This is a genomic window from Mycobacterium sp. E342 (genome assembly GCF_001667665.1).
In the GTDB taxonomy this organism is placed as follows: Bacteria; Actinomycetota; Actinomycetes; order Mycobacteriales; family Mycobacteriaceae; genus Mycobacterium.
Map to the genome: position 1 here is coordinate 27,332 of NZ_LZJM01000154.1, position 19,073 is coordinate 46,404.

Genomic DNA, 19,073 nt, shown 5'->3' on the forward strand with positions numbered 1-19,073 from the left:
GGGGCGGCGGCGACCAATCTCATCCGTGTCCGCCGTCCACCGCGGACGCTTCCTCGGGCGGGTGGAATTCGGCATAGCGACGCGAGAATTCGTCACCGGGAACCGGCCACTGTTCGCCGGTGGATCCCCGGACGATCCAGTCGCCCTCCGCCGCGGTCGTCGGACCCTCCAGGGTGTTCACGGTCTCCCCGGGGTAGGCCGGGCGGGCCTGAACGCGCCCCGTTCGCCGCCAGCGCCCGTCGCCGGCGGCCTCGTACGTGGCCCGGAAGATGTCGTCGCGAACGGACCACACCTTGCCGTCTTCCTGGATAGCCCAGTCGCCGGCGTCGGCGTGCATGACGTGCCCCGAATCCGACGTCCATGTCCATGGGGCGCTTCGTTGTTCGGCGGTCACCGTTCCCACCCGGGTGAAGGACTGCCACAGCGGACGCGACCGGAAACCGAGCTGGCGCAGGCTCCACAACGTGGCCGCCAGGCTGCGTACCGCGGCGTTGAGTAGATCCGGGTCGCTCTCCACCACCGACCAGTCCACCAGCTTGTCGTGGATCTTGCGTGAATCGTCGCGTGGCGAACCGTATTTCCAGCCGTTGCGTCGGTAGTAGCGACACCAATCCTCGTGCTCCGCGCGGGCCATGCTCATCGCCGAATCCCGGTCGAAGCCCATCAGGGCGAGCTGTTCCAAGGGGGGCAGTGCCGCCATCTCGTGGCCGGACAGCTGTGCCGGTGGGCTGCCCCACGTGTTCCAGGTGTGCCCCGCGATCTGCTCGACCATCCACAGCGCGTTGCGCACCTGCCGGCGATTGGACCCGCGGTAGAACTCGTTGAGCTCGGACCACGGCTTGGCGGCGGGGGACCGCGGCGCGCCTGGAGCGATCGTCGAGACGTACCGTTCGTGGATCAGCCTGGCCGCGCGCTCCCAGGCGTCCCGCACCTGGTCCTCCTGGGTTTCCAGCACCAGCGAGTAGGACTGCAGCCGGCCGACCACCTGGATCGAGTCGTCGCTGATGCTGGTGTTGAGGTCCGAGGCGTAGATCGGCATGTCGGGGAAGCGGGCCGCCAGCCTGGCGGCGGTCGTCGCCGCGTGCGAGTCCACGAAGATCACGGCGCTGCTCGTCGGGTCGGCGTCGCCGATCAGCTGCAGCATGGTCGGCACCGTCGGCGCCTCCGCCGTGGCATCGATGCTCGGCCCCTCCGAGGCGAATCCCGCCTGCTGCCGGTAGAACTCGTGATCCGCCAGGTACTCCTGGGCATCCCTTTCGACCAGCGTGAGCGCGGGCAATGGCACCGCCCCGGGTGGGGTGTAGAAGTCGCGTTCCAGGGCGCGCTGAGTGAGGTCCGCGCACAGTGCTAGGGTCAATTGTGAAGTGCCGCAGACGAATACGCGTTTGATGCGCCCCGTTGCGATGATGCCGTCGAGCAGTCTGCCCGCGGTCACCTCGTACTTGCCGACCACGTCGGCCGCCCAGCGGGTGTCCGATCCGCCGAACTGCTGAGCCCGCCAGGCCTGGGCCAGCCACGGATCGTCCATCCGCACGATCAGCGGCAACCGCCGCTTGTGGGCGACCTCGTCGAGCCGGCGGCCGATCATGTCCAGCCACAGCAGGTTGATGGCCGGGTCGGGTGCCATCAGATAGAGCCGGGACAGGTGGCGCCACAGCCGCAGCGAGACCAGGGTGGACGGGTTGTTGAAGTCCACCTGGACCACCCGGGCGCCCTGTCTGCGGGCCCGCTGCACCCGGTCGTCGCTGGCACCGGTGATGACCACGAGCGTGCCGCGCCGGTCCAGCGTCCGCGCGACCGCGCTGATCATCGACTGCGTGTCGCCGTCGACGCCGACGATGGCGGTGACGGAATCGGCCAGGTTGGCCCGCAACCGATCCACCTGGGCGCGGAAGACCCCGACCACGACGCCGCCCAGCCCGGTGAAGATCGCCGACAGCGCCGCGATGCGGGCCAACTCCAGGCCGACCGGTGTCGGATTAGGGCAGGTCCGCCCGCTCACCGAGAAGTCACCGGTGCCGCCCTTGACCAGACTGGCCGTCGCCATCAGCGGGGTGAAGAAGGCCGGGTGGTTGGCGTCGTGGCAACCCCAGTACGAGCTCAGGCCCAGGATCGCCGTCATGGGGACCAGGGCTGCGATCAGGGTGAACGAAACGCCCACCACCCGGTGGCTACTGCCCGAGCGGAAGGTCAGCACGGACGCCCAGATCAGCACCGTCACCACGATCGCGAGCGTGGGCATCGATCCGGGCCTGCCGAACCACCCGACGGCCGGCGGTAGCGCGTCGATGAGGGAGGGCTGCAGGTCCAGCACGGTCAGATAGGCGATGAGGAGCAGGCCGACCGCGGTCACGCCCCACCGCAAGACGGGCGAGGGTGCCCTCGTAGGACGCATCCGCCGATCTCCCTTCGCGCGGTATCGGCTGCTCGGACGTCGAACAGTACACGCAAAAGATCGGCCGAAAGCAACGATTCCGGGCCGGTGCGCACGACCCGGTTGCCCTGGCGGGCAACGGGTCGGCGGTCATCCCGCGTAGCGCGAAAGCCGTGCCGAAAGATGGGGGACCAGGCCGCCGTCGGCGTCCACTCGCTCCTCGACGTAGGCCAGGTCGCCGCCCTCGACGATGCCGTACAGCCGTTTCGCGCCACCGACCAACACGCCCGATCGGCTGCGGGCCAGTGCATCGGTCACCAGCTCCCACGACGACTGGGTGCGCGGCCTGCCGTAGAACAGCTCGACGTATCCGGCCGAATGGGCGAGTAACAACTCGATGGCCTGAGATTCGCTGGGGTCGTCGGGGTCGCTGACGAAGCGCCAGAAGCCCGTCTCACGCAACCCGTGTTCCTGGTAATCGCCGGTGTCGCTGAGCCGCCACGACCGGGACTCCCAATTCAGGTAGTCGCCGCCGTCGTGCGAGACCACGATCTGCTGGCCGAACCGGTAATCCCCGTCGTGTCCACGGCCCTCGCCGTGTCCGCGCCAGACACCGACCAGCGGCAGCAGCGCCAGCAGTGCGTCGTGCAGGTTGGCGCCTTCACGCAGGTTGGCGGTGTCGGCGGGAAGCGGCAGGTCGTCGAAGGCGGGGATGTTGCGGCCGGCGGTCAGCTTGGCGCGCTCGGCGGCGGCGGCCACCGCACGATCGCCGGAGCTTGCAGAACTCAACGGTTCGTCAGGAATCACGATTCGTCAGTGATCAGCCGGTACAGCGTGTACAGCGCAAACCATGAGATCACCACGACGGACACGACCAGCATGATCTCGAAGAACAGCACCACGGCGACAAGTCTATTCGCCCCGCGAGATCCCGGTCGGGGCAGCGGGGGGTCTCAGGCGATCTTGACGTCCACCTCGTGGATGCCCGCACCCGACGGGGTCACCACGGCGTTGCCGTTACCGGCCGACGACAAGGCGCGCAGCGTCCAGGACCCGGGCGCCGCGAAGAACCGGAAATCGCCGGTGGCCGACGCGACGACCTCGGCCGTGAACTCGTCCGAGGAGTCGAGCAAGCGGACGAACGCGCCACCCACCGCCTGGCCGTCGCCGTCCACGACCCGGCCGGTGATCACCGTTTCCTTCTCCAAGTCGACGCTGGCGGGCAACGTCACTCCTTGTTTCGGGGCAGAGCACATATCAGCTTCCCAACTCAATCGGGGCACCCACCAGGGAGCCGTATTCCGTCCAACTTCCGTCGTAGTTCTTGACGTTTTTGTGGCCGAGTAATTCCCGGAGCACGAACCAGGTGTGCGACGAACGCTCCCCGATACGGCAGTACGCGATCGTCTCCTTGGTCCCGTCCAGGCCGGCGTCGGCGTACAGCTTCGCCAGCTCCTCGTCGGACTTGAAGGTGCCGTCCTCGTTGGCGGCCCGGCTCCACGGCACGTTGATCGCTCCCGGAACGTGGCCGGGCCGCTGGCTCTGCTCCTGGGGCAGATGCGCCGGGGCCAGGATCTTGCCGGAGAACTCGTCGGGCGACCGCACGTCGACCAGGTTCTTGACGTTGATGGCGGCGATCACCTCGTCGCGGAACGCCCGGATGCTGTTGTCCGGCGCGGCGGCGGTGTAGGAGGTGGCCGGCCTGCTGACCGCGTCGCTGGACAGCGCGCGACCGTCGAGTTCCCACTTCTTGCGGCCGCCGTCGAGCAGCTTGACCTTCTGGTGGCCGTACAGCTTGAAATACCAGTAGGCGTAGGCGGCGAACCAGTTGTTGTTGCCGCCGTAGAGGATCACCGTGTCGTCATTGGAGACGCCGCGTTCGCTGAGCAGTTTGGAGAATTGCTGCGCGTCGACGAAGTCCCGCTTGACCGGGTCCTGCAGGTCCGAACGCCAGTCGAGCCTGATCGCGCCGGGAATGTGGCCGGTGTCGTATGCGCTGGTGTCCTCGTCGACTTCGACGAAGACGACACCGGCGGCCTGAGCATTGCTGAGATTGCTCTCGGCCCAGTCCGCGGAGACCAGGACGTCGGAGCGTGCCATGCGGGGGATCCTTTCGATCGCTTTCTATGAACAGATCATGAGGCGCGCCCGGCGGCTCGGAAACGCGCGACCAAGGGGTAGAGCTGGCACCCCAGGCAGATGCCGAAGGCCGCATTGAGAAAGGCGGCGACGAGCGCGCCTGCGGTGGCGACGACGCCGATCACGAACGCTCCCGCGGCGAAGGCGGTGGCACCCGCGAGCGCGAAGAGCAGGCCGACGAGCTGGGCGAACTTCAGGGGCGCGACCGGTTCGCGCTCCGTCACGGGGCCCAGCCGGGGCGCCACCACGCCGGCGAAAATTCGCCCATACGGGTGCTTGCGTGGGCCGCCGACGGCGCCGACGGCGAAGATGATGGCTTGCACCCCCAGAATTGCCGCCGCCGCCGGCGGGCTGGCGGCGGATACGGCGAGTGCTATCACCAGGACTGCGGTGGTAACCCAGGCGGCGAACCTGGGGCCCCGCACGTCGACGGTGTCTGGCTGGGTGCTGGTGTTGGTGCTCGGCACGGTACTACTCCTGGATACGCCTGTTGCTTATCTGCTCTTGGGAACGAACGACGGGAGTCAGGCCACGGCAACGTTCCGGGCTGCTCCGAGTGCTACGCGAAGGCGCGCGACTCAGCAGCTACAGCGACAGCAACAGCCCGCGGTGCGGCACAGATCGACTGCGCGGCGTTGGGTGAGCAACGGCTCGAGGCGGGCTAGCACGTCGGCAAGCTTACCGAATGACGGGAAACGATCAAATCAGCGGCGGTTGCCGCCACCGCACGCTTTGGGCGGTGACGGGCTCAGGACTGTTTGAACCCGTCCAGGTTGACGGTCACTCCGTAGCTGATGCCCTCGATGATGACGTCGGAGCCGCGCGCCCCCTCGGTCTTCGGTGCCACTCCGAACGGAAGCCGCTGGTTGGGCACCCTGGTGGTGAAGGCGCGCAGCACGGCCTCCCGCTTGTCGTCCGGGACGGCCTGGTCCGCGGTGTCGGGCCCGGTGAGGATGCCCGTCGGCGTGATCACCAGCGTCGCCTCATCCTCCGGGGCGATGGAGAGATCCACCGAGACGCTGACCCGGTGCTCGAAATCGGCGGAGTGTGGGGTGCCGCTGAACACCAGGCCGTGGCTGTCGGAGATGCCCGACGCGGTGATGCCGCCGGTGGCGGTGTTGGTTTCCTTTGGCGGCGCCTCGACCATCAAATCGCTGATGCCCAGGTATCGGCCCAGGTGCGTCGAGCCGATGATGATGCGACTCTCCACCTTGCCGACCGGCAGTTTCGCGTCGGGCCCGATCAGCCAGGACGAGTGGGTCAAGTCGACCGAATACATCGTGGCTTCCAGCGTGGCCTTACCGACCGTCGCGTGGTCGACGGCGTTGGCCTTGATCTCGACCTGGTTGTAGCGGTCGCGCATCGCCTGGGGAATGAACGGGAAGGCCACGATGGCGACGAACGGGTCCGACCTCAGGTTGGCCGCCTTGCGGACGCTGCACGAGAGCCGGTATTCGGCATAGATGCTGCTTCCATAATCGACGGCCACGGCGCCGAGCGCGACCACGGCGATGGCGGCCGCCGCGACCGCCACCCCGATCAGGACCTTGCGCACCCGCACATTGTGGCGTAACCCGGCGACCGCCGTGCGGCGGACCGCCACGGTGGCGGGGCTCACAGTGGCATCGTCGCCACGCAAAAATGGCAGGTGGCAAGTTATCGTTAGATGACCTGGCAACTAACGCGTCGTTGCGTTGCGAATTGTGAAGATGCCGTTCCCCCGAGCTGGAGGGGCTAGTTGGAGCTATTACTGCTGACTTCCGAGCTGCATCCCGACCCGGTCCTGCCGTCGCTATCGCTGCTTCCCCACACCGTCCGGACTGCGCCGGCGGAGCCGTCGTCGTTGCTCGAGGCGGGGACGGCGGACGCGGTACTGGTGGACGCGCGCACCGACCTGTCGTCGGCGCGCGGCCTTTGCCGGCTGTTGAGCACCGCGGGCCGATCGGTCCCCGTCCTGGCTGTGGTCAGCGAAGGCGGCCTGGTGGCGGTCAGCGCCGACTGGGGGCTGGACGAGATCCTGCTGCCCAGCACCGGGCCCGCCGAGATCGACGCCAGGCTGCGGTTGGTAGTCGGTCGTCGCGGCGGGCTCGCCGACCAGGAGAGTGCCGGCAAAGTGAGCCTGGGCGAGCTGGTGATCGACGAGGGCACCTACACGGCCAGGCTGCGGGGCCGCCCACTCGACCTGACCTACAAAGAGTTCGAGTTGCTGAAGTACCTGGCCCAACATGCCGGCCGCGTCTTCACCCGCGCCCAGTTGCTCCACGAGGTGTGGGGATACGACTTCTTCGGCGGCACGCGCACCGTCGACGTGCACGTGCGTCGGCTGCGCGCCAAACTCGGGCCTGAATACGAGGCATTGATCGGCACCGTCCGCAACGTCGGGTACAAGGCCGTCCGGCCGGCACGCGGGCGCGCGCCGATCGCGGACGCCGCCGAGGACCAGGACGCCGAGGGCGCCGACGACGTCGAGCCCGGTTCCGAGGGCCTGCGAGAGCCTCTGGGCGACGCCCTGCGCAGTCAGTGATCGCGCCGGCCTGGCGCTCGACGCTGACCCCGGACGAGCAGCGGCAAGTGCGTGAGCTGGTCACGGCGGCCACGGCATTCGACGGGGTGGCCCCGGTCGGCGAGCAAGTGCTGCGCGAGCTCGCGCACGACCGCACCGGGCATCTGCTCATCACCGAGGCCGACGGGATCGTCGGCTACCTCAACCTCACGCGCGACGCCGAGGCCGGAATGGCCGAACTCGTGGTGCACCCCCGGGTCCGGCGGCATGGTTACGGGACGGCGCTGGTGCGCTCGGCGTTGGCCGAGACCGCGGGGCGCAACCGGTTCTGGGCACACGGCACTCTCGAGCCGGCCCGGGCGACGGCCTCCGCGATGGGTCTGGTTCCCGTGCGTCAACTGCTGCAGATGCGACGGACGTTGCGTGACATCCACGACTTGGTGCATCCAATGCCCGGCGTGCGGATCCGCACCTACGCGGGCACCACCGATGACGCCGAGCTGTTGCGCGTGAACAACGCTGCCTTCGCCGGCCATCCCGAACAGGGCGGCTGGACCGAGGTCCAGCTGGCCGAGCGGCGCAACGAACCGTGGTTCGACCCGGCCGGTCTGTTCCTGGCGTTCGACGACTCCGACACCGGTCAGAGGGGCAAGTTGCTGGGCTTCCACTGGACCAAGGTGCATCCCGATCAGCCCGGCCTGGGGGAGGTGTACGTCGTCGGCGTCGACCCGTCGGCGCAGGGCCGCGGGATGGGGCAGATGTTGACGGCCGTCGGGATCGAGTCGTTGGCGCGGCGGCTGGCCGGCTCGGCCGAACCGACCGTGCTGCTCTACGTGGAGTCGGACAACGTCGCCGCCGTGCGCACCTACCAGCGCTTGGGCTTCAGCACTTACAGCGTGGACACCGCCTACGCCGTCGCCCCCGAGTGACCGAACGCGCGGGCGGCGGGTCCGATATCCCCGGCCGTTCACCTGCGCTTGCTACTCAACTGGTGCCGCGGGCTGCGTCGGAGCATATTTTGGCCGTGACCCGGCAACCTCTTGGGAGATGGCCGGCGGCGCACGCGCGGGTCCGAATGGTGAGGAAGCGGGAGCGGTGAGGCTCGACAGGGGAGGCAGGGCGCTGGCGACGCTGGGGGTGGTGACCCTCGCGGCGGTCGTCATGACGGGCTGTGGCAGCGATCAGAACCGTCGGGGCGCGTCGCCGGCGGCCGTCTCCGGGTCCACGGGTACAGCGGGATGCAGCGGCAAGAACAAGCTCACGGCGGAAGGCTCGACGGCCCAACAAAACGCCATGGCGCTTTTCAACCAGGTCTGGGGGCAGTACTGCCCGGGCAAGAGCGTGGCGTACAACCCGACTGGCTCCGGCGCCGGGCGTGAGCAGTTCATCGCCGGCCATGTCGACTTCGCGGGCGCCGACTCCCCGCTGGCCGCCGACCAGATCGGTCCTGCCGCCGCGCGCTGCGACGGCAACCCGGCGTGGGACTTGCCGCTGGTGTTCGGGCCGATCGCCCTGGTCTACAACTTGGCCGGAGTCCCCGCCCTGGTGGTGAGCAGCGACGCGTTGGCCAAGATCTTCAGCGGACGGATCACGGCCTGGAACGACCCGATCCTGGCGGCCCTCAACCCCGGCGTCGCGCTGCCCGACACCAGGATCACGCCGATCTACCGTACGGATTCGTCGGGGACCACCGACAATTTGCAGAAATATCTGACGGCCGCCGCGCCGCAGAGCTGGACCAAAGGCGTGGGCACCGAGTTTCAGGGCGGGGTGGGCGAGGGTGCCACGAAGTCGGCCGGGGTCGTGCAGGTGGTGCGGGCCACCCCGGGTGCCATCGGATACGTCGAGAAGGGGTTCGCCGACCAGGGCGCCCTCCCCTACGCCCGAATCGCCAACAACAGGGGCGTCGTCGTCCCGCTCACCAACGACACGGCCACCAACGCCGTGAAGGCGGCGAATTTCCTGGCCGACGGCAACGACCTGGTGCTCGACCTCAACGCCATGTACAGCTCGCAGGAGCCGGGCGCCTACCCGCTGGTGCTGGCGACGTACGAGATCGTGTGCTCGAAAGGTTCCGACCCCGACACCTCCGCAGCGATCAAGTCGTTCCTCACCGTCGCCGCGGGCGGCGGCCAGACCGATCTTCCCTCGGCCGGTTACGTGCCGCTGCCCGATAAGGTCAAAGTGCGGCTGGCCGCCGCGATCGACGCCCTGCAGTAACCAGGTTGCCCCGGACTCAAGGAGCGACAGAACCGTGCCGGGATCACCGTGACCACGCCCAACCCCTTCAACGCCGGTTCGGGCGCGACCGTCGCCGCGCCGTTTCCGGAGGCGCCGCTGATACCGATCAGCCCGTGGGGAGACGGGCGCCCGCAGGTCGGGGATCGTGCATTCCGTTGGCTCGCCAAGGGCTCCGGCGCGTTGATCGTGGTCGTGATCGCGGCGATCGGTGGATTCCTGTTGCTGCGCGCGATACCGGCCTTGAAACGCGACCGGGAGAACTTCTTCAGCTACGGCGGCAACTGGGTCACCACCGACACGTCGGCGATGCACTTCGGCATCTCCGATCTGCTGAAGGTCACGCTGTTCGTGTCGGCGTTCGCGTTGATCCTGGCCATGCCCGTCGCGCTGGGCGTCGCCATCTTCATCACGCAGTACTCGTCGCGGCGCGCCGCCGGCCCCCTGGCCTACGCCGTCGACCTGCTGGCCGGGGTGCCCTCGATCGTCTACGGCGCGTGGGGCCTGTACGTGCTGGCGCCACAGCTGCGGCCGTTGGCCATCTGGCTGAACCGCTCCCTGGGCTGGTGCTTCCTGTTCGCCGACGGTGACGCGTCGGTCGCGGGTGGCGGCACCGTCTTCACCGGCGGCGTGGTGCTGGCGGTGATGATCCTGCCGATCATCACCGCGGTCACCCGCGAGGTGTTCATCCAGACGCCGCAGGAGCAGGTCGAGGCGGCGCTGGCGCTCGGCGCCACCCGCTGGGAAGTGGTCAAGACGATCGTGCTGCCCTTCGGGTGGTCGGGATACATCAGCGCGGCCGTGCTGGGGCTCGGTCGCGCCCTGGGGGAGACGGTCGCTTTGCTGATCATCTTGCGGGGAACCCAGGCGGCCTTTGGCTGGTCGCTGTTCGACGGCGGCTCCACCGTCGCCACCAAAATCGCAGGGGCGGCTGCCCAATTCAACGACCAGTACAAGGCCGGCGCGTACATCGCCGCGGGGCTGGCGCTCTTCGTGCTCACCTTCGTCGTCGACGCGCTGGCGCGTGGCGCCGCCGCCCGAACCAGATGGGGCGGCCGATGACCTCGATGCTGGACCGCCCGCTCAAGCCGCGCACCTTCTCGCGGCCGAGCCGGCGCCGCCGGGCCACCGATCGCCTTGCCTTGGCGCTGGTTTCGCTATCGATGGCGATCGCGGTGACGCCCTTGCTGTTGGTGTTGCACTCGGTGATCGCCAAGGGCTTCGCGGCCGTCGCGTCGACCGCTTGGTGGACCCACTCGCAAGCCGGCATGACCGCCTTCGTGGCCGGCGGTGGCGCATACCACGCGATCGTGGGCACCGTGTTGCAAGGATCGGTATGCGCGCTGATCGCCATCCCGATCGGCCTGATGCTCGGCATCTATCTCGCCGAATACGGGGGAGGCACGCCGCTGGGCAGGCTGGCCACGTTCATGGTGGACATCCTCAGTGGGGTGCCCTCAATCGTGGCGGCCCTGTTCGTTTACGCGCTGTTCGTGGCGACGCTGGGTCTTCCGCGCTCCGAACTCGCGGTGTCGCTCTCGCTGGTCCTGTTGATGCTTCCGGTGATCGTGCGAGCCACCGAGGAGATGCTGCGGATCGTCCCGCTGGATCTCCGCGAGGCCAGCTACGCGCTGGGCATCACGAAGTGGAAGACGATCGTCCGCGTCGTGCTTCCCGCCGGCATCTCCGGCATCATCACCGGCATCATGCTGGCGGTGGCCAGGGTGATGGGCGAGACGGCGCCGCTGCTGGTTCTCGTCGGCTATGCGCAGTCGATGAACTTCGACATCTTCAGCGGGTTCATGGGAACGCTACCTGGCATGATGTACAACCAGACCAGTGCCGGTGCCGGCGTCAACCCCGTCCCCACGGATCGGTTGTGGGGTGCCGCCCTAACCCTCATCCTGGTGATCGCCACCATCAACATCGGGGCCCGAGTACTAGCGAAATTCGTCGGCGCCAACAAGTCATAGGCAGGAGCACTAAGTGGCCAAGCGGTTGGACCTCAAAGCCGTCAACATCTACTACGGTTCGTTTCACGCGGTGGCGGATGTGACGCTGTCGATCCTGCCCCGCAGTGTGACCGCGTTCATCGGCCCGTCGGGTTGTGGCAAGACGACGGTGCTGCGCACGCTGAACCGGATGCACGAGGTGGTGCCCGGCGGCCGCGTCGAGGGCAGCGTGCTCCTCGACGACGAGGACATCTACGGTGCCGGAGTGGACCCGGTCGGGGTGCGCCGGGCGATCGGGATGGTGTTCCAACGGCCGAACCCGTTCCCCGCCATGTCGATTCGCGACAACGTGGTGGCCGGTTTGAAGCTGCAGGGCGTGCGCAATCGCAAGGTGCTCGACGAGACGGCCGAATACTCGCTGCGCGGCGCCAACCTGTGGGACGAGGTCAAAGACCGGTTGGACAGGCCCGGCGGCGGCCTGTCCGGGGGCCAGCAGCAGCGTCTGTGCATCGCGCGGGCGATCGCCGTGCAACCCGACGTGCTGCTCATGGACGAGCCGTGCTCCGCGCTGGACCCGATCTCGACGATGGCCATCGAGGAGCTGATCAGCGAGCTGAAGCAGGACTACACCATCGTCATCGTCACCCACAACATGCAGCAGGCGGCCCGCGTGAGCGACTACACGGCGTTCTTCAACCTGGAGGCCGTCGGGAAGCCGGGGCGGTTGGTCGAGGTGGACGACACGGAGAAGATCTTCTCCAACCCCAGCCAGAAGGCGACCGAGGACTACATCTCGGGCCGCTTCGGCTAGCCGGACGCGCCTTCGCTCACTGCGAGGCGGGGTTGGTTTCCTCGTCCGGCAGCCTGCCGGTCGCCTGGAAGATGACGCGCCTCGCCACCTCGACGGCGTGGTCGGCGAATCGCTCGTAGAACCGGCCCAGCAGCGTCACGTCGACGGCGGCCGCCACACCGTACTTCCATTCGCGGTCCATCAGCACCGAGAACAGGTGGCGGTGCAGGTCGTCCATCGCGTCGTCCTCTTCGCGGATCCGGGCGGCTTTCTCCGGGTCGCGCGACATCACCACCTCTTGCGCGCTGTTGCCCAATTCGACTGCCACCCTGCCCATTTCGGCGAAGTAGCCGTTGACTTCCTCTGGCAGCGCGTGTTGGGGGTGCCGGCGGCGGGCGATCTTCGCGACGTGCAGGGCCAGCGCCCCCATCCGGTCGATGTCGGCCACCATCTGAATGGCGCTCACGATCGACCTCAGATCACCGGCGACCGGCGCCTGCAAGGCCAGCAGCACGAAAGCGCTCTCTTCGGCCTGGGCGCTCAGCGTGGCGATCTTCTCGTGATCGGAGATCACCTGTTCGGCCAGCACCAGATCCGCTTGCAGCAGGGCTTGGGTGGCCCGTTCCATGGCCATGCCCGCCAGCCCGCACATCTCGCCGAGCCGCTCGGATAACTCCGAGAGCTGCTCATGGTAGGCGGTCCGCATATCGTCAAGCCTACGTTCTCGGCGCCGGAAAGGGGCGGCGCAGCGCCACCAAATGCGGTTATTCGCAGGTGGTGTCGGCGGCGTTGGTGACGGTCAGGTCCTCGGGCAGCTTGGCCGGGGCGCTGCTGGAGCCGCGTTCGATCTGCAAGCTGATCGACGAGCCGCTCGGTTGGGGTGTGGCGACCGTCTTGAAGTCGGGACCGAGCACCACCTGAACGACTTGTCCATAGCCGGAGACCCGCTGGACTTTCGCGTTGGCGAAAGACGAGGCCACGGTGGCCGCGGCCTGCTCGTTGCCGGGCGAGAACAACACCGTCGTCGTGTTCACCGCACTCGGATAGTCGTCCGGCGTCATCACGTTGAAGCCGTCCCGCTTGAGCTGGCTGGTGGCGGTGGCCGCCAGGCCGCTCTGCGTCGTGGCGTTGGAGACCCGCACCGTGACGTCGCCCGGCGCGGTGGTGGTGACCTGCTCGTGTCGGGCCTCGGGAGCCGCCGCGGGGGCTGGGGCCTGCTTGGTGGCGGGCGCCTTGGCCTGCGCCGATTTGTCGTCGGAGGGCCCGAGATTCTTTGCGTTCTGGTCGTTTTCCTCGGGTAGCGGATCGTCGTTGATGATGGCGTCGAACAGCGCCCGCATATCGCCCATGCGGGGCGGCTCGTCGCCGTTCTGGTCGGTGATGCCGGTCGGCACGGTCACGAACGTGACGTGTCCGGCGGCCATCCCTTGCAACGACTGTCCGAGTTGGATCAAGTCCTTCGACTGCACGTTGTCGACGACGGTGTCGCTGATGAACATGTTGACGACGTTGTTGAGCTTGTTGAGGTCGAGCAACGTGTCCTCGGAGATCAACGACCGCAGCAGCGACGACAAGAACAGCTGCTGGCGTTTGATGCGGCCGTAGTCCCCGTTCGTTTCGGTGGTGACCTGCCGGGCTCGCACGTAGTTCAGCGCGGTCGGGCCGTCCAGCACCTGACGCCCGCCGTGTTCGAGGACCGTGCCCAGTTCGTAGTCGTGCAGCGCGGTCTTCGAGCAGACCTCGACACCGCCCAGGGCGTCGACCATCTTGGCGAACCCGGCGAAGTCGACGGCGATGAAGCGGTTGATGCTCAGACCGGACAGCTTCTGGATTTCCTTCACCAGACATTTCGGGCCGCCGAAGGCGAACGCCGAGTTCAGTTTGGTCTCGGTGTAGACCGTCTTCGGACCCCACGTCTTGGTCTTCTCGTCGTAGAGGGGCCCGTACTTACCCGTGTTCGGGTTCCACGCCTCGCATTGCATCGGGGTGATCGCCAGGTCGCGGGGGAACGAGACCGCCACCACGCGTTTGCGGTTGGCGGGAATGTTGACCAGCATCACGGTGTCCGACCGGGCGCCGTCGGCGTCGTCGGTGGTTCCGGCGCCCATGTTGGCGTTGTCGCCGGCGCGGGAATCGAGGCCGACGATCAAGAAGTCTTCGTCCCCGTACTGTCCGTTGCGGTCGCGGATGTCGTCCGATTGCGGGTCGAGCGCGCTGATGGTGTTGAGCCGGGCGTTCTTCGACGTGCTCCATTGCCACGCACCGCCGGTCATGACGATGGCGAGTACGGCGAGCAGGGCCGCGACCGACCGCCCGGCCAGCAGCATCGGCCGGCGCCGGTGCCGTGCGTTGCGCTCGTCAGCGCCGGCAGTCCCGTGGGATGCGGACCCGTCGCCGTCCTGGTAGTCGGCGGCCCCCAGGTCGGGGAGCTCCGTGACCAGATCCAGTGAGTAGGCCAGGTCCTCGATCACCTGGGTTTCCCTCAGCTCGACCGGCAGTTGCGAGTCGGCGGGGGCGGATTCGACCTCCGGCTCGGCGCGGCGGTGAGTGGACCGGCCCGTCGATGGGGCGCCCAGTTTCGCGATCAGATCGGCGACGCTGACTCCGCCACCGGTGTGGCATCCGGATCCCTCGTCACCGGCCGCTCGAGGCTGCACGGGTTCGACGGGTTCGACGGGTTCGACGGTGCTGTCGGGCTGCCACAAGTGAAGGCTGTAGTCGGACGGCGGCTCCGAGAACCTTTCCCACGGGGCGGCGCCCAGCGCCGTGCGCCGAGCGTCAGGAGTGGCGTCGCCCTCGGCGTCACTCATGTCCTACCGGCCTCCGAAGCTCTGATGCGGATCTCAGCCCGTCCGTGCGCGGTGCCGTCCCAGTGCCTGACGTTGTCAGCGCTGCGGCTCGTGCCACCCGCTGGTTGCACCCCTTTGTCGCGCCCGGGCGGCGGCGCGTTACCGATCCGCCCCAGGAACGCGCACTGCGGCAAGGTCCACATCGTACTGAGTTATCGGTCCGGATGCGATTTCGAGCGGTCGGTCAGCCGCCGGAGTGCATCACGTCGGCGCCGGCCGGAACGGTGCAGTCGTCGGGGTCGGTCAGCCAGCCTTCGGGCAGGGCCACCCGCGCCGGGGAGCCCTGCCGGCCGCGTGGGCCGCTGGCCGCGTCCGGGAAGGGGACCGTGCCGTCCAATTGGCTTAGCAGCGAATCGAGTTCGCGCAGCGTCGTGACCATCGCCAGCGCCCGGCGTAACGCGGATCCGGCCGGAAAACCGTGCAGGTACCAGCCGATGTGCTTGCGGATGTCGCGCATGCCCTTGTCCTCGCCGAAGTGCGCGGCCAGCAACTGACCGTGGCGGCGGACGATGTCGGCGACCTCGCCCAGCATGGGCGGGGTCGGGGCCGGGCTGTCGGTGAACGCCGCCGAGAGTTCGGCGAAAAGCCAGGGCCGGCCCAGGCAGCCGCGGCCGATCACGACGCCGTCGCATCCGGTGGTGGCCATCATCGTCAGGGCGTCGCTGGCGTCGTAGATGTCGCCGTTGCCCAGCACCGGAATCGTTCGCACGTGCTGCTTGAGCAGGGCGATCTGCTCCCAATCAGCGGTGCCGGAGTAGCGCTGCGCCGCCGTGCGGGCGTGCAGCGCCACCGCGGCGGCCCCCTCGGCTTCGGCGATGCGGCCGGCGTCGAGGTGCGTGTGGTGCTCGTCGTCGATCCCGACGCGGAACTTGACGGTCACCGGAATCCCGGAGCCTTCGGTTGCGCGCACGGCCGCCGCCACGATCTGGCCGAACAGCCGTCGCTTGTACGGCAGCGCCGCCCCGCCGCCGCGCTTGGTGACCTTGGGCACCGGGCACCCGAAGTTCATGTCGATGTGGTCGGCCAGGCCCTCATCGGCGATCATCTTGGCGGCCGCGTACGTGGTCGCCGGATCGACGGTGTAGAGCTGCAGCGAGCGCGGTGACTCGTCCGGCGCGAACGTCGTCATGTGCATGGTGACCGGGTGGCGTTCGACGAGCGCGCGCGCCGTCACCATCTCGCAGACGTACAGCCCGCTGACCGTGCCGACCTTCGATTGTTCCAGCTCACGGCACAGCGTGCGGAATGCAACGTTGGTCACGCCTGCCATCGGGGCCAGCACCACCGGGCTGGCGAGCGTGATCGGACCGATGCGCAAGGCCGCTACCGGCGGCTCATAGCCAGTTTGCCGGCGGTCTGGTGCAGCTCGAATGCGGTGGTCCGCTTGCCGGTGCGGGCTTCCCGATCAAGCTGGCGCTGTTTCGAGATCTCGAACTTGTCGCAGGCCTGCTCGAGTTCCTTGATCAGCAGTGCGAGATCGTCACGCATCGCCGCCGCCTCGCCGGTGAAGTCCTCGCGCTCGAAGATGCGCCACTTCTTCAGCACCGGCATGACCACGTCTTCGAGGTGGATGCGGGGGTCGTAGACCCCCCCGACGGCGATGAACACGGCCTTGCGCCGGAACTCAGGGACCTGATAGCCAGGCATCTGGAAATTGCGCAGCACCTTGTGTAGCTCTTTCATCGCCTGATTAGGTGCAATCTCAAACCCGGCCTCGCTGACATCGCGGTAGAAGATCATGTGCAGGTTCTCGTCGGCCGAGATCTTGGCCAGCAGCTGGTCGGCGATCGTCTCGTTGCAGGCCTTGCCCGTGTTGCGGTGCGAGATCCGGGTGGCCAGCTCCTGGAACGTCACGTAGATGACCGAGTCGAACAGGCTCTCGGCGAACAGATCGGCCCGCACCTGTTGGTTCTGGCCCGGGCTGAAGCCCCGGTTGACCACCTCGATGCGCAGCTTCTCCAGCTCGACCGGGTCGACCGCGCGGGTCACCACCAGGTAGTCGCGCAGCGCGATCCCATGCCGGTTCTCCTCGGCGGTCCACCGGTTGACCCACTGGCCCCAGGCACCGTCCAGGCCGAAGTTCATCGCAATCTCGCGGTGGTATGACGGCAGGTTGTCTTCCGTCATCAGGTTCTGCACCATCGCCACCTGGGCGAGGTCGGAGAGCTTGCTCTCCTCGGGATGCCAGTCCTGCCCGCCCAGCGCGTAGAAGTTCTTGCCGTCCGACCACGGGATGTAGTCGTGCGGGTTCCAGTCCTTGTGCATGCTCTCGTGCCGGTTGAGGCACTTCTCGACCACCGGTTCGAGCTCATGTAGCAGCTGTAGGTTTGTCAGCTCGGCTGACATACGGCCTCCAGTTATCTGTGTCGACGGGTAGCAGTCAATATATCTGTGTACATCAGTAGCATCAAGCTGCCTCACCGCGCGCCGCGCAACGGATTAATGACCCTCGTTCTTGGGGTTTGCCGCTATGGCGCGCCCGGTAAACAGGTGGTGGTGCTAGCCCAGGTCGGGGGCGGGAACGTACGGGGCCGCCGTCACGTAGAGCATGTTGACGCAGTAGTCGATGAACTCTTTGCGCGTGGCGCCGAGTTGTCCGTTCAGGTACGCGGTGAATAGGCCCGATAGCCCGCCGACCAGGCTGGTGGCGATCATCTTCTGCAGCACCGGATCGGCGATCCGGGACAGTTTGCGCTGCAGCAGTTCGATGAAGTTGGGCATCCACTCCGCGCCCGAGCGGGTCAGTATCGGCTCGACCGCCGGCGCCAGCAACAGCACCCGCCCGCGGACCGGGTCGTCGACCATCAGCTCGACGAACTTTTCGACCGCGTCGCGGGGGGTATTCGCCGACGTGAGCGTGTTCATGGCGCGCGTGCACACGTCGTCGTAGACGGCGCGGACGAACTCGTCGCGGTCCGAAAAGCTTTCGTAGAAGTAGCGTTCGGTCAGCGCGGCCTTGCGGCACGCCGCGCGCACCGTCAGCGCCGGTCGGCTGTCGCCGCCGAGCAATTGCACGCCGGCGGCGATGAGGTTGTCGCGACGGAGGGCGAGGCGATCCTCCAAGGGGACGCCGGTCCAACGGCCCCGTCGTTGACCGGACTGCACATCGCTCCTAAGCTTGAAAATGACAACGCATGTAGTCAGTTTTGCAGATACCTACAGGAATCCAATAGTGACTCAACATACGTCCGGAACCCGCCCGCCGACCAGCGACGTCGCAAGCGGCTGTTCGGCCACCCCCGCCGGGACCGATCTGCCGGGCGGCGTGGCCGGCAGCTGCCCGGTCTCGCCGCTGGGCTACGACGCGCCACCGGCACCGCTGGGCCCCGAGTCCCTGACGTGGCGGTATTTCGGGGACTGGCGCGGGATGCTGCAGGGCCCGTTCGCGGGGTCCATGCAGAACATGCACCCGCAGTTGGGCGCGGCCGTCATCGACCACTCAACCTTCTTCCGGGAACCTTTGCCGCGGGTGATGCGGTCGCTCTACCCGATCGGCGGGGTGGTCTTCGACGGAGACCGTGCTCCGAAGACAGGTGCCGAGGTCCGCGATTACCACACCGACATCAAGGGTGTGGATGACCAAGGGCGTCGGTACCACGCACTGAATCCCGACGTCTTCTATTGGGCGCACTCCACGTTCTTCATGGGCACAATCCTGGTGGCCGAACGGTTCGGCGGCGGTCTGACCGAGGCCGACAAGCGGCAACTCTTCGACGAACACATTCAGTGGTACCGGATGTACGGCATGAGCATGCGTCCGGTGCCCAAGACCTGGGAAGAGTTTCAGGTCTACTGGGATCACATGTGCCGCAACGTATTAGAGGACAATTACGCGACGCGAGCCGTGCTCGATCTGACCATATACGACAAACTGCCGATCGCTCCCTGGCTCCCGGATTGGCTGTGGGGCGGTCTGACCAAGCTGTCGCGGCCGTTCTTCGTCTGGCTCACGGTCGGCCTGTATCACCCGGCCGTTCGCGAACGGCTGGGCTTTGGGTGGACCGACCGCGACGAGTGGCTGCACCGGCGCTTCGGCAACCTGGTGCGGCTGATCTTCGCGGTCGTGCCGCCCAGGTACCGCAAGCACCCACGGGCCCGCGCCGGCCTCGACCGCGCATCCGGGCGCATCCCGGCCGACGCGCCACTGCCGCAAACACCGGCGCGCAATCTGCCGCCCCTGGACGGGCGCGGCGACCCGAAGCATTACTGCCCGGTGGTCTCCTAGGCC

General features: G+C 67.6%; 19 protein-coding genes. 7 read left to right on the forward strand and 12 right to left on the reverse strand.

The features are described 5' to 3' along the window. Positions 1-19: 19 nt before the first annotated feature. The 7 genes from A5692_RS10500 to lmeA form a co-directional block, all read right to left on the reverse strand. Complete coding sequence (locus A5692_RS10500; protein WP_231984282.1) at positions 20-2,365, reverse strand: hypothetical protein; 2,346 nt, start codon at positions 2,363-2,365, stop codon at positions 20-22. Between the two features lie 159 nt (positions 2,366-2,524). Next, entirely contained in the window at positions 2,525-3,181 is a 657-nt protein-coding gene (locus A5692_RS10505; RefSeq protein WP_068055417.1) for an FABP family protein, read from the reverse strand. Between the two features lie 146 nt (positions 3,182-3,327). After that, the gene (locus A5692_RS10510) at positions 3,328-3,630 is read right to left on the reverse strand and encodes a DUF1416 domain-containing protein (RefSeq protein WP_068055420.1); all 303 of its coding nucleotides are present in this window, start codon (positions 3,628-3,630) and stop codon (positions 3,328-3,330) included. 1 nt (position 3,631) lies between these two features. Further along, positions 3,632-4,474: a sulfurtransferase gene (locus A5692_RS10515; RefSeq protein WP_068055423.1), complete on the reverse strand. Its 843-nt coding sequence runs from the start codon at positions 4,472-4,474 to the stop codon at positions 3,632-3,634. A gap of 35 nt (positions 4,475-4,509) precedes the next feature. Continuing rightward, the gene (locus tag A5692_RS10520; protein WP_068055426.1) at positions 4,510-4,980 is read right to left on the reverse strand and encodes a DUF4395 domain-containing protein; all 471 of its coding nucleotides are present in this window, start codon (positions 4,978-4,980) and stop codon (positions 4,510-4,512) included. A 111-nt stretch (positions 4,981-5,091) separates the two neighbouring features. Beyond that, positions 5,092-5,181 (reverse strand): Ms5788A family Cys-rich leader peptide, encoded by a 90-nt coding sequence (locus A5692_RS30390; RefSeq protein ID WP_368730642.1) that lies wholly within the window; start codon positions 5,179-5,181, stop codon positions 5,092-5,094. 80 nt (positions 5,182-5,261) lie between these two features. After that, entirely contained in the window at positions 5,262-6,074 is an 813-nt protein-coding gene (gene lmeA, locus A5692_RS10525; RefSeq protein ID WP_068055554.1) for a mannan chain length control protein LmeA, read from the reverse strand. Positions 6,075-6,251: 177 nt separating this feature from the next. Here lmeA and A5692_RS10530 point away from each other — a divergent pair, with 177 nt between their 5' ends. The 6 genes from A5692_RS10530 (at position 6,252) to pstB (ending at position 12,017) form a co-directional block, all read left to right on the forward strand. Then, positions 6,252-7,037, forward strand: coding sequence for a response regulator transcription factor (locus A5692_RS10530; protein WP_068055429.1), 786 nt, complete (start codon positions 6,252-6,254; stop codon positions 7,035-7,037). Next, positions 7,034-7,945 carry a mycothiol synthase gene (mshD, locus tag A5692_RS10535; protein ID WP_068055432.1) on the forward strand — a complete coding sequence of 304 codons (912 nt, stop codon included), beginning with the start codon at positions 7,034-7,036 and terminating at the stop codon, positions 7,943-7,945. The genes A5692_RS10530 and mshD overlap by 4 nt, the downstream gene beginning before the upstream one ends. Before the next feature lie 166 nt (positions 7,946-8,111). Next, entirely contained in the window at positions 8,112-9,236 is a 1,125-nt protein-coding gene (gene pstS / locus A5692_RS10540; RefSeq protein WP_068055557.1) for a phosphate ABC transporter substrate-binding protein PstS, read from the forward strand. Positions 9,237-9,284: 48 nt separating this feature from the next. Continuing rightward, positions 9,285-10,316, forward strand: coding sequence for a phosphate ABC transporter permease subunit PstC (pstC, locus tag A5692_RS10545; protein WP_369830284.1), 1,032 nt, complete (start codon positions 9,285-9,287; stop codon positions 10,314-10,316). After that, positions 10,313-11,227 carry a phosphate ABC transporter permease PstA gene (pstA, locus tag A5692_RS10550; RefSeq protein WP_068055560.1) on the forward strand — a complete coding sequence of 305 codons (915 nt, stop codon included), beginning with the start codon at positions 10,313-10,315 and terminating at the stop codon, positions 11,225-11,227. The genes pstC and pstA overlap by 4 nt, the downstream gene beginning before the upstream one ends. 13 nt (positions 11,228-11,240) lie before the next feature. Continuing rightward, positions 11,241-12,017 (forward strand): phosphate ABC transporter ATP-binding protein PstB, encoded by a 777-nt coding sequence (gene pstB / locus A5692_RS10555; protein ID WP_068055439.1) that lies wholly within the window; start codon positions 11,241-11,243, stop codon positions 12,015-12,017. 16 nt (positions 12,018-12,033) lie between these two features. Here pstB and phoU read toward each other — a convergent pair whose 3' ends face one another. The 5 genes from phoU to A5692_RS10580 form a co-directional block, all read right to left on the reverse strand. Beyond that, positions 12,034-12,702, reverse strand: a complete 669-nt coding sequence (gene phoU / locus A5692_RS10560; RefSeq protein ID WP_068055442.1) for a phosphate signaling complex protein PhoU — start codon at positions 12,700-12,702, stop codon at positions 12,034-12,036. A 58-nt stretch (positions 12,703-12,760) separates the two neighbouring features. Further along, positions 12,761-14,806, reverse strand: coding sequence for an LCP family protein (locus A5692_RS10565; protein WP_068055445.1), 2,046 nt, complete (start codon positions 14,804-14,806; stop codon positions 12,761-12,763). Between the two features lie 223 nt (positions 14,807-15,029). Beyond that, the gene (dusB, locus tag A5692_RS10570) at positions 15,030-16,163 is read right to left on the reverse strand and encodes a tRNA dihydrouridine synthase DusB (protein ID WP_068055448.1); all 1,134 of its coding nucleotides are present in this window, start codon (positions 16,161-16,163) and stop codon (positions 15,030-15,032) included. A gap of 5 nt (positions 16,164-16,168) precedes the next feature. Beyond that, positions 16,169-17,191 (reverse strand): acyl-ACP desaturase, encoded by a 1,023-nt coding sequence (locus A5692_RS10575; RefSeq protein WP_068055451.1) that lies wholly within the window; start codon positions 17,189-17,191, stop codon positions 16,169-16,171. A 153-nt stretch (positions 17,192-17,344) separates the two neighbouring features. After that, complete coding sequence (locus tag A5692_RS10580) at positions 17,345-17,950, reverse strand: TetR/AcrR family transcriptional regulator (protein WP_156766016.1); 606 nt, start codon at positions 17,948-17,950, stop codon at positions 17,345-17,347. Between the two features lie 67 nt (positions 17,951-18,017). Between A5692_RS10580 and A5692_RS10585 the strand changes: the two genes are divergently transcribed. After that, entirely contained in the window at positions 18,018-19,070 is a 1,053-nt protein-coding gene (locus A5692_RS10585; protein ID WP_068055458.1) for an oxygenase MpaB family protein, read from the forward strand. The last annotated feature ends 3 nt before the right edge of the window (positions 19,071-19,073 follow it).

Bases quoted from the DNA above. Each gene is read 5' to 3' on its own strand.
- pstA (WP_068055560.1), top strand. From the start codon at position 10,313: ATGACCTCGATGCTGGACCGCCCGCTCAAGCCGCGCACCTTCTCGCGG.
- A5692_RS10575 (WP_068055451.1), bottom strand. From the start codon at position 17,191: ATGTCAGCCGAGCTGACAAACCTACAGCTGCTACATGAGCTCGAACCG.
- A5692_RS10510 (WP_068055420.1), bottom strand. From the start codon at position 3,630: ATGTGCTCTGCCCCGAAACAAGGAGTGACGTTGCCCGCCAGCGTCGAC.
- A5692_RS10515 (WP_068055423.1), bottom strand. From the start codon at position 4,474: ATGGCACGCTCCGACGTCCTGGTCTCCGCGGACTGGGCCGAGAGCAAT.
- A5692_RS10565 (WP_068055445.1), bottom strand. From the start codon at position 14,806: ATGAGTGACGCCGAGGGCGACGCCACTCCTGACGCTCGGCGCACGGCG.
- phoU (WP_068055442.1), bottom strand. From the start codon at position 12,702: ATGCGGACCGCCTACCATGAGCAGCTCTCGGAGTTATCCGAGCGGCTC.